Source organism: Sulfuricurvum sp. (assembly GCF_028688295.1).
GTDB lineage: Bacteria > Campylobacterota > Campylobacteria > Campylobacterales > Sulfurimonadaceae > Sulfuricurvum.
This window is the reverse complement of record NZ_JAQTYM010000005.1, coordinates 24,240-36,559: the sequence shown is the minus strand read 5'-3', so window position 1 is coordinate 36,559 and position 12,320 is coordinate 24,240. Positions and strand designations below refer to the sequence as shown.

The 12,320-nt window shown below is 42.9% G+C and carries 10 protein-coding genes; 7 read left to right on the top strand and 3 right to left on the bottom strand.

Features of this window, described 5'->3' with window-relative positions; translation table 11 throughout:
• Window positions 1-32: 32 nt before the first annotated feature.
• Window positions 33-827 carry a Fic family protein gene (locus tag PHR02_RS02470; protein ID WP_299988454.1) on the top strand — a complete coding sequence of 265 codons (795 nt, stop codon included), beginning with the start codon at window positions 33-35 and terminating at the stop codon, window positions 825-827.
• On the opposite strand, the gene PHR02_RS02465 is transcribed toward PHR02_RS02470, so the two are convergent.
• Window positions 814-969, bottom strand: coding sequence for a hypothetical protein (locus tag PHR02_RS02465; protein WP_299988452.1), 156 nt, complete (start codon window positions 967-969; stop codon window positions 814-816). The genes PHR02_RS02470 and PHR02_RS02465 overlap by 14 nt on opposite strands.
• A gap of 156 nt (window positions 970-1,125) precedes the next feature.
• On the opposite strand from PHR02_RS02465, the gene PHR02_RS02460 reads away from it, so the two are divergent.
• The 3 genes from PHR02_RS02460 (at window position 1,126) to PHR02_RS02450 (ending at window position 6,138) form a co-directional block, all read left to right on the top strand.
• Window positions 1,126-1,557, top strand: coding sequence for a hypothetical protein (locus PHR02_RS02460; protein ID WP_299988449.1), 432 nt, complete (start codon window positions 1,126-1,128; stop codon window positions 1,555-1,557).
• 67 nt (window positions 1,558-1,624) lie between these two features.
• Window positions 1,625-3,319: a BamA/TamA family outer membrane protein gene (locus PHR02_RS02455; RefSeq protein WP_299988446.1), complete on the top strand. Its 1,695-nt coding sequence runs from the start codon at window positions 1,625-1,627 to the stop codon at window positions 3,317-3,319.
• A complete protein-coding gene (locus PHR02_RS02450; RefSeq protein ID WP_299988443.1) occupies window positions 3,316-6,138 on the top strand; it encodes a translocation/assembly module TamB domain-containing protein in 2,823 nt (940 codons plus the stop codon). The genes PHR02_RS02455 and PHR02_RS02450 overlap by 4 nt, the downstream gene beginning before the upstream one ends.
• A gap of 12 nt (window positions 6,139-6,150) precedes the next feature.
• Here the strand turns inward: PHR02_RS02450 and PHR02_RS02445 are convergent, their stop codons facing one another.
• Entirely contained in the window at window positions 6,151-7,917 is a 1,767-nt protein-coding gene (locus PHR02_RS02445) for a GGDEF domain-containing protein (RefSeq protein WP_299988440.1), read from the bottom strand.
• A gap of 41 nt (window positions 7,918-7,958) precedes the next feature.
• Window positions 7,959-9,422 carry a pyruvate kinase gene (locus PHR02_RS02440; RefSeq protein WP_299988437.1) on the bottom strand — a complete coding sequence of 488 codons (1,464 nt, stop codon included), beginning with the start codon at window positions 9,420-9,422 and terminating at the stop codon, window positions 7,959-7,961.
• 131 nt (window positions 9,423-9,553) lie between these two features.
• Between PHR02_RS02440 and PHR02_RS02435 the strand changes: the two genes are divergently transcribed.
• The 3 genes from PHR02_RS02435 to PHR02_RS02425 are packed head-to-tail and all read left to right on the top strand — an operon-like array spanning window position 9,554 to window position 12,311.
• On the top strand, window positions 9,554-10,666 hold the full coding sequence (locus PHR02_RS02435) for an ABC transporter permease (RefSeq protein WP_299988434.1): 1,113 nt from the start codon (window positions 9,554-9,556) through the stop codon (window positions 10,664-10,666).
• Window positions 10,663-11,397: an ATP-binding cassette domain-containing protein gene (locus PHR02_RS02430; RefSeq protein ID WP_299988430.1), complete on the top strand. Its 735-nt coding sequence runs from the start codon at window positions 10,663-10,665 to the stop codon at window positions 11,395-11,397. The genes PHR02_RS02435 and PHR02_RS02430 overlap by 4 nt, the downstream gene beginning before the upstream one ends.
• Complete coding sequence (locus tag PHR02_RS02425) at window positions 11,397-12,311, top strand: MlaD family protein (protein WP_299988427.1); 915 nt, start codon at window positions 11,397-11,399, stop codon at window positions 12,309-12,311. Before PHR02_RS02430 ends, PHR02_RS02425 begins: the two co-directional genes overlap by 1 nt.
• Window positions 12,312-12,320 lie beyond the last annotated feature (9 nt).

The window sequence follows — 12,320 nt, the reverse complement described above, 5'->3', positions numbered from 1 at the left end:
CATAGTGAAGTAGGATTTATACCGGACAAACAATGATCAAATCAAAATACCTTCTTTACGTTTTTAAAACTTCCCATAATACACCTATCCAATATTGGTATGAAACGGATAAACGATACTTTAAATCAACAAAGCCGCCTAAAAATATTCTCGATAAAACGAATCTACAATGTGACGAATTAAGCCCTGATCAGATCATTTCGAATCCATGGAGTCATTGGGCAAGTAACGACATTCAAAAAATAATGACCTCTAGCGGTGTATGTATCAACTACCTAAAATCCACTGATAGCGATTGGATTCAAAAACATGAGGATTTAAAACTCCTCGAACTTTACAGCGATTTGGTTGTCAATTTTGACATTTCGAGATCATTTGGTTTTAACACCGTCAAAAAATGGCATAAGAGGGCTTTTGAATCAATCTACCCATTTGCGGGTGAGATTAGAACGGTTAAAATGAGCAAAGGGGATAATCTCGAAGCATGGACATGGAGATTAGAATTTTTACAAGGGATTCCACAGCTTAATACGTTGATTAAAGAGGTTTCTAAAAAACAGTATGAAGATATTGAGTTGATTACGTCAGATTTATCCCGATTGTTGAGTGAATTTTTGTTTATTCATCCGTTTAGGGAAGGAAACGGACGAATCAGCCGACTTTTGGGAGATATTATTTTGGCGAAAAATGGATTGCCAATGATCGGGCTAAATCTCAAAAACGGTGATAACTATATTCAGAAAGTACATGAAGGGTATCACTGTAACTATGAACCGCTACAGCAATTATTGATCGATAAAATCGAAGAAGAGATTAGGAATGGATAAGTTTGTAGTGTTCTTTCAATTCTTTTTTGGTTGTTTTAGAACCTTCCGCTTTAGCAGAGGTATAAACCGAATTAACGATCATAGTTTCCCGCTTTTTAGCGGTAGAGAAGAATTTATTGGTGTTTGCAATAGTTTTTTTCATAAAAATACCTTTTTCACGAAGGGTAAAACCCACTTTGGTTCTGCGACCGAAATCTCGATAGATTTAGTTACCGCTCGGTACTGAATTCAGCAAGAATAGTACCATGTTTTTGTTATATCGGCATTAATAAAATCAAATTAATAAAGGCTACTTTATATGTCCTATAAAAACTGGTTCGACACTCACGCTGCCAAACACCGTGTTATTATGGATAAACTCTCCGCTCTGAGCGACGACGAAGTGATCGAGTATTTCCGATTTGAGAATATGGTTGAAAAAGAGAGCGATTTCTGCCCCCTCTACGCAGAACAGAAAAAGTGCCACGATACCGAAGAACTCAACTGCTATCTCTGTGCCTGTCCTAATTTCCGTTTTAACGATGCTGGGTTTACTCTCGAAGAGGGGAAAACCCTCTTTAGTATCTGCTCTATCGACAGCCCCGATGGGGATCGTTTTATCACCGATACAGCGATTCATCAAAACTGTGCCGGTTGTTTGGTCCCACATAATGAACTTTATATCCGTAAAATCTTTGATCGCGACTGGGGCACTATCATGAAAAAAGCCCCCTCCGATAAGAGGAACTAACACCGTAGTTACCCACAGTAGAGTATTGTTACGCTAAAATAAGGGAGATTATTTTCAAGGAGGGGCGATGCGTATCATTATTGTTTTAATGACATTTTCCCTCCATCTACTCTGCACCCCCATCCCTATCACGTTTAACGGCAATGAAAAGATCAACTCAAATACACTTTATGGTGTTTTAGGGCTTCGAAAACCCTATGGCATAGAGGTATGGGAAGATCAACCCTCTATAGAACCCATCGCCATTGGACAGAGTGTTTCTGCGCTCGGCAGTTTTTATCGATCCAAAGGGTATTACCACGCTAAAGTTACCGCTGAAACCGATGAAAAAGGTGTCGTTTTTAAGATTCAGGAGAACACCCCTATCCTCATTGGAGATATCAAAATTAATAGCGCTCTCGATATCGAATCGTCCATTCCCCTCCATCAAGACGAACTTTTTGACCAAGAAGCATTTTCCGCCTCCAAATCAGCGATTAAAAAGCGCTACGCAGATGCGGGGTATTGTAATGCTCAGTTCAATACTAAAGCGTGGGTTGATATCGAAATAAATCGTGCCTACTTACTATTTGAAGCTACCCCTGGTGAGGTGTGTACTTTCGGTACAGTTAGTGTCGAATCAACTCCCAATATTGATGGAAAACTTACTGCATCCATGCTGCGCTTCGAAGAGGGTGATCCCTACAGTGTCGAAGCGATCCGTCTGAGCTATGAAGCCCTCTATGCCCAAGAGGGGATAACCCGTGTCCTCATCAACGACAACGAGCGCAACGGCAGTATCGTCCCCATCAGCCTTAGCATCGAAGAAGCGGAACGTCCCATCCGATTTACCGCCGGGTTGGGATACAGCAGCGATCAGGGTATCCAAGCACAAACAGGATTAAAACATCGTAATTTTTTCGGTGATCTTAAAACCCTTGCTCTTAACTTACGCTATTCACAAATCAAACAAGAGGCTTCTGGAACCATAGCAATGCCACTGCACAATAGAGGAGTACTCGGGGGTGAGATCGGCTATACCAATGAGATATATGATGGGTATAAAGCCGAAAGTATTTATGAGAAAATAACAGCAAAGTACCAAGACAATCCGGGATCGGCAATGGTCGGAGTACTGTTTGATCGCTCCAAAACCTATGAATCACAAGATATAAACACCTTCCCCAATTCAGTCTTATTTATCGCCTCTCCACTGGGTGAACTTAATTTCGATACTCGCAATAAACCTCTAGAACCGACGAAAGGGTACTGGCTGAATGCCAAACTGACCGGTTCGATACGATCAACCGTCTTTTCCGATGCTACTTATTTTAAAAGCCTCCTCTCAGGCGCATACATAACCAGTCTTGGAGATCACGTTTTCGGAGCTAAACTCAAATGGGGAACACTACGTCTTTATGATGGAGAAGTCCCCTCATCCTATCGCTTTTATGCTGGGGGAATGAACTCTAACCGTGCCTATACCTATCGTGATTTGGGTCCTAAAAACAGCGATGGTGACCCAATCGGTTTTTCATCTTTGAGTGAGGGAACATTCGAATACCGATTCCCTATCTATCAAGAATTTCGAGGAGTACTCTTCAGCGATCTCACCTTTGCCTCACAAAGTACCCTCCCCGATTACGCCAACGATGCCTATTGGGGTGTGGGTGTAGGTATCCGCTATGTAACACCCGTAGGACCGATCGCAATCGATTTTGGGATCGATCCAAACGATAACAGCCAATACGCTATCCATTTTCGGATCGGAGAGCTCTTTTGAAACGTCTTCGATTACTCCCATGGCTAAAATGGCTTAAACATCTCTTTGTAACGCTCCATTTTCTCCTCTACAGCGTTATTTTACTCGCATCAGCGGCTTTGTATATCGCTTTTCGTCCCGACAGTTTAGAGATTATTAATACCTATTTTCTCGAACCCCTAGGGGTTCATTATACCCATGCTGAGGGATCGATCCTAGAGGGGTTCGTCCTCCATAACGTCCGCAGTGATACAATGGAGGCTAAAACCCTCGTACTCCAATACAATCTCGTCAAAATGTTAGAGGGTGAACACACCATCGATTCGATTAAAATCGATGGTTTACGTCTCCATCTGGATGATTTTATCAGCGATGAGGAATCCATCTGGCCGTTTCCAACCTTTAAACTTCGTGACGTATCGATCACCAATCTTCAGCTCATCAGTGCTTACCCTGTCGAACTCGATCTAAGAGGGAAAAATGGTTCCTATGATGGTGATAGTATCAATTTTGCCTCTCTCACCGCAACGTTAAAATCACGCTATGCGAGCGGCGCAATTCGCGGCGTGGTTCGAAACAGCTCCCTCAAAGGGCTCTGCGATCTCTACCCCAATGCTAGAGAGCTGGCACCTCTGAGCGGTCGTTTTACAACACTGCCACGTACATTGAGGATAAAAATCAACGATCTGTCTGCCGATCAAGCTCTTTTGCAAACTGCCATCGCACGACTAGAGTCGAAGCAAGATCCAAGTGTTCATGCCGAAGCCATCACACTCAATTTTCGCTATGTGTATGAAAACGACTATCTCGATATCGATGCCCTCTATCGACTGGTACGCGCTAATGACTCCCTCCAAACCAAACAACATCTCCGTTATGCACTGGATGGAACGACAACAACCGAATTCGATGCTCTTGTCACCTCAGAACATCCGCTCCCGGCTAACACACTGCACGGAGAGTTCACCGATTCGTCAAAAGGGTTGAGTGGTCTCCTCCAACTCGATGGAAGTACCCTCCAACTCGCCAGCACCGATTATGAACGCTTTAACTGGAAACTCCGCAGTGAACATAAAAATCTCTCCTTTATCCAGGCATTACCTGAGACTCTCCGCTCTTCAGCACTTGAGCTTAATGCCAAAGGGAACTATCTACTCAGCACAAACGAATTGCACGGAGATATCCAAGCGCTACACGATCATGCACACTTTAAGGGTACTTTTTCGATCCAAAACAGCCATCATTCTCTGGATGGAAATCTCACATTAATGCAAGATGCAGCGATGTGGAAAAACTGGGCGCACAAACCGCCTGAACATCTTATCCTCTCGCTCGATGATGAGATCAATGCCACACGATTACAGCTCAGCGGAGAGTCACTCGCTCTTAATGCCTCGCTGAGGGGGGATAATCTAAAAGGCTCAGGTAACTATCTCGGAGCCTTTTTTGATATCGACGGATCTCTCGGAGACAACCGTGTAGATATCGATCTACTCATCCCCTCTTTATTTTCAACACTTTCCAAACTAGAACCGATCGAACTGCACAAAGGTGAATACTATGATGCAGAAATTCGTGCCCGTACACACATCGATTTTACCAATACGCTCACGATCAAAAGTGAGTTAAAAATCCCATGGTATGCAGCGGTACTGGATTCTCAACGAGCCTATGCAGGGACGAATGGGAGTATGAGTGTCGATTATCGTGATGGAAATATCACCATCAACCGCTACCAATTTGAAATAGCCGATCACCCCATCTTTAGTGACAAAACATCTCATATCCATCTCTCCAGCACAGGGGAAGTGATGATCGATGAGTTCTGGATTTACGACAGTTTGCTCCTTAGCGGAAATATCCAAAACGATCTCAGCGCCGCTTTACGTCTTCAATCAGATCGTTTTAGTTACAAAGGACCAGAAGGTGAAGCACATGCGCGAACCGATCTCGCCTTTACGCGTGATGCTGACGCCAACCAAAATCTCTCAGGCTCTCTCACCTTCCTCGATGCAACGATCACCTATTTACCGTTGCAACAGTTCAAGGTGATGGACGATGACATCATCATTATCCAGGATGTCCGTCCGCCAAGCAGTGCAAAATTCGCCATGAACCTCCATATCACAGCAGATGAACCAATCCATTTTAAAACTAAAGAGCTCGATATACGTCTCAATCCTGATATCACCCTCTGGAAAGATCCAACCGAGGCGATGCAGATTTTAGGGATGGTAACTATCCCTAATGGTACGGCTACAACAGCGGGAAAACTCTTTACTCTTAAACACTCCGAAATCTATTTCGGTGGAGATGTCCCCCTTAATCCGTATCTGAATCTCACAATCGGACATGAAGTCAATTACAACAAAATTCTCATTTATGTTACCCATACCCTCGATTCGCCGATTTTCCTCTTTAGCTCCGATCCGGTGATGAGTCAAAATGACATTATGAGCTATATCCTTTTTGGCTCACCCGCAAATGCGATTGGGGGAGGAGACAACTCTACCACTACCGTCCGTGCTGATGCAACGAACTTTATGCTAGGAGCAGGATTAAAAGGGCTCATCAGTGGAGCAACCAAACTCCAAATCGACACGATGAATATCCTCACCACTGCTGAGGGGGGGATGGGATTTGAAGTGGGAGCACGCTTAAACAAAGACCTTCGAGTAATCTATAAAAACGATACAGTATCGAGTGTCCTCCTACAATACACCGTAAACCGCTGGCTGCGGCTCGATGCTGATATCCATGAATTGGGGCAAGGGATCAACGCGATCTATATCAAAGATTTTCGCGATTTCCTCCCCCATAACCCTCCAAAGAAAAAATAGCAGCAAAAGAGCCTAATTCTCGCGGATGTGAATAACACTTATGTGGGTAGGCGATTTTTTTGCCCGTTTTTTCTCTTGAGCAAACAACTGCTGTAAATGTTCTCCGCTGATAGGGGCAGACCCTTTTCCCAGACCGATAACAACAGCACTGACACTAAGCAGTTTGAACTCTTTACTATTTCCTTCTCGATCTTCCGAGAGGATAAACCCTCGTTCACGATCTATCTGATCGTAAAATTCACGTACTTCATCGATAAATTGATAAATTAACCGCTCTACCTGCTCATATACCGATTCGAATGTGACCTCTTCACGCAAAAGGGTCCCCATAAAAAAGTCATCTCCGCCAATATGCCCTTTAAAAAAATCGGTAGAGAGATATTTATGCATAAGTTCGGTAAAGAGCAAAATAACGCGATCACCGTTTCGAAATCCATAATAATCGTTATACGGTTTAAAATGATCAAAATCAAAGTAGACAACAACTGCTTCATTTTTATTTTCGAGGATCTGAGCGATAAATTCATTGATACGGTAATTCCCTGGTAATCGCGTAAGGGGATTTTGGTCCCGGGCAGAGATGAGATTACGCTCATGTACCACTTCGATCATTTCACGTGCACTGAGATATCCGATGTAACGCGATGATTCGATTACAAGAACGCCCGGAGCATTTGGGGAGAGGGAAAAAAGCTCTATAATGGTCTCTAGCGGCATTGAGACATCGACGACAGGGATCGGTTCAATATAGGTATCTAAAACCGAAAGATTCGAAGAACGATTTTGGATAAGTGATCTCCCAAACGGAGAATAAATAACAGATTTTAGGCGGTGTTCGTGAATAATCCCTTTAGGGAAGGATGCGGAATCAACAACTGGAACTAAAAAAAGTTCATCATCGGCTTTGAGTAAATCTAACAATGCTTCCATCGAGTCACCGATAACGATCGGTTTTATGCTCTCTAGGCGTTTTAATATGATATTTTGATGTGATTTAAAACGATGATCTTTTTCAGAGAGTTCAACGACATGAGAATATTTTTGAGCTATTTGTGCAATATTGATGGTTGGGTAAGCAACAAAATAGCCCTGAACCATCTGAGCACCAATCTCTTTACAGACCAACAGTTCTCTATCAGTTTCGACACCCTCTGCAATGACACGAGAACCTAAAAGGGTAGCGAGCTGTACCATATTACGAGCAAGGAGCTTTTTTTTCGGATCTTTATCGATAGAACTGAGAAAAAATCGGTCAATTTTAATCACGTTCGGGGTGCAATGGTATAAAAGTTTATATCCCGATTGTCCAATTCCGAAATCATCAATCGCGATGCAAAATCCCTCATCCCCATAATGGCTCATGAGACGGGTGAAATGGTCTAAATTGGTGATTTCATTGTGTTCGGAGAGTTCAAATACTATTCGCTTATGATCGAGTCCGTAACGTCTGAGGATTCGAGAGGTATTCCCTTTTGAAAAATCGGTCATCTCCAACACTCGATTATCGAGATTATAAAAAAGCTTTAAATTCTCAAAACCCGAAATCCTACAAAATTTTTCAATTACTTTTTCACGCAATCTAAGATCGAAAGTATAGAGGACATTATCTTCGTAAAGATGATCGAAAAATGCTTCGATGCTCACATATCCTAAAACATCACTACCGCGTAAAAGGGCTTCGACACCAAAAGTAATTCCCGAATGGATATCAACGATCGGCTGAAAAGCAATATCCAAGACATCAAAATAACGCTCATAAAAAGGAGATAATTGTTCCATACGCTAAGTATAGAATCTATTAATTTCAAATCGGTTACCGATTACTTCCATTGAAAACTTGGATTATAAAGCAGTTTGTTTTTTCGAAAGATCAAATCCATCTGCGCAAAAATCGTAGTAAGGATTTTGATCGTCTCCAAAGCATATTCCCCTTTGTTGAGCATCACACACTCCGCTTTATGGGCAAAGGCAACGTCTGAGATTTCGGCTCGACTGGGGATATTGGTTTTCATTTTACTCTCTAATACTTGGGTGGCAAGGATGACGGGCATATGCGCTGCCGTACAAAGATCGAGGATCTCCTCTTGCATATACGCGAGGTTTTCAAATCCGATCTCGATTGCCAAATCACCCCGTGCGATCATGATCCCCGAATTTCCATACTCAATAAGTGCTTCAAGTATAGCGGGGAGGTTTCGGACCCCTTTTTTAGTTTCGATTTTGGCGACGATTGCTATTTCCCCTTTTTTCCCTAATTTTTCCAACTCATCGATCAAATCGGTGATATCCTTAGGAGTTTGGGCAAAGGAGATACCGAGGATATCGGCGTATTCGCAGACGTACGGAAGCACCTCTTTGTCATGCTCGCAAATAGCGTGAATCGCGATGTCGCTGCTAGGAAAATTGATCCCTTTTTCGTCTTTGATTTTAGATCCCTCCTCATTACGTGTCAAAACACTGCAAGCGATATCTTCGCCGAGGATCTCATCGATGCAAAGTTCGATTTTTCCATCATCCAAAAAGAGATGGTCTCCGACACTCACCATGCTCCCTATTTTTTCCAAGGTGCATCCTACCACGGCATCATAATGTTTTGTCTCTTTTTTAGAGAGGGTTGATGTGCTAGAGTGGATCAATACTTTATCACCATAAAAGACTTTGATTTTTTTTGATTTTTTCCCTTCTGGCAAAGAGGTTCGGATTTTCGGGCCTGCGAGATCAACGTAAATTTTTAACGCTTTTTCTTCACACGACGCACTTTTAATCTCTGTCACCATTTTACTCCATGCGTCCGGATGATCATGCGCAGTATTGATTCGAAAGAGGTGAACCCCCTCGCACGCGAGGTCGCTAAACCACCCTTCGTCGTATTCGGAAGGGATAGTAATCATGATTTTTGTTTTATCGCTGGAGGTGGAAAATATCTGTGCATTTTTGTCCATAATCTCATGAGAAGCCTCATAACTCAAACGGCTCTTTGGAAGTGACAGTTTTTTTCCTAACGATAGAGAGAGCATTTCAAGTGCAACATTGACACTCGCTTCCATATGCCCCTGTGATCGTCCGAAAGAGGAGAGTCCTACTTTGGTAAGATCATCTTGCAACTGTGAAAAATCGTATTTACGGAGGTTGAGATAGTGGTATAGATTGAGTAAAGAGAGATTATCGATGGCTGGATTGGTATCGAGGATCATTTTCTCTTTTAAATCGAGTAACCGGTCCAAAATTGTGGATAAAAAATCAGATTCTATTGTCGGTGCACTATGAGGTATATTTTTTTTCATTATTTCCCTTTTTGGATCTGAAACTCTCAGTACGTAAGTGTACGATAAAAAGATTACGAGTGTGTATATTTATAAAATTAGGTTACTTTTCGGTTACACGATTTATCTGGATTTACGGGCATAATTTTGCCATGATACGCATCAAAAATGATTCTGAATCAACCATTACGACCGTCATGATTCTGTCGGATTGGACAAAAGAATCGCTTTCAGTAAGCAAAAATATCGAAACAAAAATACTTCATCTTCCCTCTCTGCCCGTTACTTTTGATTTTGCGGAATGTTCTCGCATCGATTCTGCCGGAGCGGTTGAAATTATTCGCATCAAAAAGAGTATAAGCAGGAGAGGGTGCAGTGTTGATTTCATCAATCTCACTGCTGAGAACCAAAAATTACTTACTTTTTATGAAAAAAACTTTTCGTATAAACCTCTATTGCAAAAGCAAAAATCCCATTTTTTAGAATCTTTCGGCAGAGGGATATTCGACCTCTTTGCTGGTATCGGTAATTTTCTCTCTTTTGTCGGAGAAGGTGTAGCAGCTACTTTCAAAGTAATGATAAAACCGTGGGATTTTCGCTTTACTGCTTTTGTAAAACAGGTTGATATCGCCGCGATCAGAGCTATACCCATCATTATGATGCTCTCGTTTTTGATAGGCTTGGTGGTTGCGTATCAATCCGCTGGATATCTGAACAAAATCGGTGGTGATATTTTCGTCGTTGATCTGAGCGTTATGTCGGTATTTCGGGAACTCTCACCGATGATTGCCGCTATTTTGATCGCAGCTAGGAGTGCTAGCTCTTTTACGGCAGAGATCGGAACGATGAAAATTACCGAAGAGATCGATGCGATGCGAACAATGGGTCTCGATCCGTTCGTCTTTTTAGTATTACCCCGTGTGTTTGCCTTGATACTGATGATGCCGATCATCATTTTTGCTGCAGACATCGCGGGGATGATGGGGGCATTGGTTGTCGCCAACCTCCATTTAGGGATCAGTGTCAATGAGTTTATTGATAGGATGTATCTCGAAATCTCGATTAACGAGCTCTATGTCGGTTTGGGAAAATCTCCGATTTATGGGGGGATTATCGCCATCGTCGGGTGCTACCGAGGCTTTCAAGTGAGCGGAAGCACTGAGAGCATCGGAGCGCTGACCACGAAAAGCGTCGTGAGTGCGATCTTTTGGGTCATTATCTGTGACGCCTGTATCGCGATAGCTCTCACAAAGCTGGGAATATGAGTACGATCATTAACGTCGAAAACATCGTGACGAAATTCGATCATCAACTCGTCCATGATGGGGTATCGTTCGAGGTGAAAAAATCGGAGATATTTGGGATACTCGGGGGGAGCGGTGCGGGAAAATCGACACTGATGCGTCAGCTCATCATGCTCCAAAAATTTCACTCAGGGTCAATCGAGATTTTAGGGGAATCGATCCGAGATATAGATGCAAAAGGTGCTCAAAGGCTTCGGCAAAAATGGGCGGTTTTGTTTCAATTCGGTGCCCTTTACTCCTCTATGAATGTACTGGAAAATATTGCTTTGCCTCTGATCGAGTACACAAATCTCTCTCACGAGTTGATCGAAAATATCGCGATGACAAAACTGAGCATGGTGGGGTTGCCATCATCCGCCGCTTATTTGTACCCCAGAGAGCTAAGCGGCGGGATGAAAAAAAGGGTAGGGTTAGCGCGCTCACTGGCGCTAGATCCAGAGCTGCTTTTTTTAGATGAGCCTACCAGTGGGTTAGATCCTTCCAGTGCCGAAGCATTTGATCGGCTGATCGTCGAGCTGCGTGACATGTTGGGCTTTAGTGTCGTGATTGTGACACACGATTTGGATACGATCAAAACGGTGTTGGATCGCTTTATCGTGTTGAATGATAAAAAGGTCTGTTTTGACGGCAACTACGAAGAGGCGGTTCGAAGCAATCAGCCATTTTTAAATGAATTTTTAAAGGTGATGTAATGGAGAGAAATGCAAACTTTATTTTCGTAGGGGTGATCGCGCTTTTTGGCCTGATTTCGCTAGGAGTTTTTGCCTTTTGGTTAGGGAAATACGGCTCAAATGAGGATAAATTTCAGAGCTATCGCACCTATGTTTCCGAATCAGTTGCAGGATTAAAAGCTTCTTCTCCGGTGCGATTAAAAGGGATTGATGTCGGATTCGTCGAAGAGGTGCGCATCGATGGTGAAAACCCTGAGAGAATTCAAATCGATTTCAAAGTGGAGAAAAATACCCCCATAAAAACCGACAGCATCATCGTTTTAAACTCTCAAGGGATCGCGGGGATCGGTTATCTGGAGATCAAAGGGGGGACGAATGGATCGCCGTTTTTGAGTGCGGTCGATAAAAGCGAACGTCCGGTTTTGCTCTCAAAACCCTCTATGATAAGCGTGATAACCGATAAAGCCGAACTGATCCTCTCCCATATCGATAAAACTGTTCTCAAAATCGATCAGCTTGTCAGCGAACGTAATATTCAAAACACGACGACGAGTTTGGAAAATCTCTCCCTCATATCGAGTGAGCTAAAAAACAACCGCCATGATATTACCTCCTTGGTCAAAGGGGCGATAGTGCTAGAGGAGAACACCAACCAAACCCTCAAAGATTTCTCTAGCGTAGCACAAAAGAGCGATACCGTTCTCGAAGAGACGAAAGCATTGGCCAAAGAGAGTACCGAACTCATCCGTGAGATTAAAAAAGCCGACTCAGTAGGTAAGCTAAACGCAACGATAGAAAACTCAAATCAAGCAATCGAAGAGGGAAAAGAGCTCATTCGTGAGGGGAAAGTGTTAATCAAATCGCTCCAAGAGAGCCCCAGCGATTTGCTCTTTAAATCCAAACCGAGCAAACCCGGTCCTGATGAGCTTGATTAGGAATAAAAC

What these genes read in the sequence shown, in the direction of transcription:
- PHR02_RS02470 (WP_299988454.1), top strand. Translation starts at nt 33, where the DNA reads ATGATCAAATCAAAATACCTTCTTTACGTTTTTAAAACTTCCCATAAT.
- PHR02_RS02465 (WP_299988452.1), bottom strand. Translation starts at nt 969, where the DNA reads ATGAAAAAAACTATTGCAAACACCAATAAATTCTTCTCTACCGCTAAA.
- PHR02_RS02460 (WP_299988449.1), top strand. Translation starts at nt 1,126, where the DNA reads ATGTCCTATAAAAACTGGTTCGACACTCACGCTGCCAAACACCGTGTT.
- PHR02_RS02455 (WP_299988446.1), top strand. Translation starts at nt 1,625, where the DNA reads ATGCGTATCATTATTGTTTTAATGACATTTTCCCTCCATCTACTCTGC.
- PHR02_RS02445 (WP_299988440.1), bottom strand. Translation starts at nt 7,917, where the DNA reads ATGGAACAATTATCTCCTTTTTATGAGCGTTATTTTGATGTCTTGGAT.
- PHR02_RS02440 (WP_299988437.1), bottom strand. Translation starts at nt 9,422, where the DNA reads ATGAAAAAAAATATACCTCATAGTGCACCGACAATAGAATCTGATTTT.
- PHR02_RS02435 (WP_299988434.1), top strand. Translation starts at nt 9,554, where the DNA reads ATGATACGCATCAAAAATGATTCTGAATCAACCATTACGACCGTCATG.
- PHR02_RS02430 (WP_299988430.1), top strand. Translation starts at nt 10,663, where the DNA reads ATGAGTACGATCATTAACGTCGAAAACATCGTGACGAAATTCGATCAT.
- PHR02_RS02425 (WP_299988427.1), top strand. Translation starts at nt 11,397, where the DNA reads ATGGAGAGAAATGCAAACTTTATTTTCGTAGGGGTGATCGCGCTTTTT.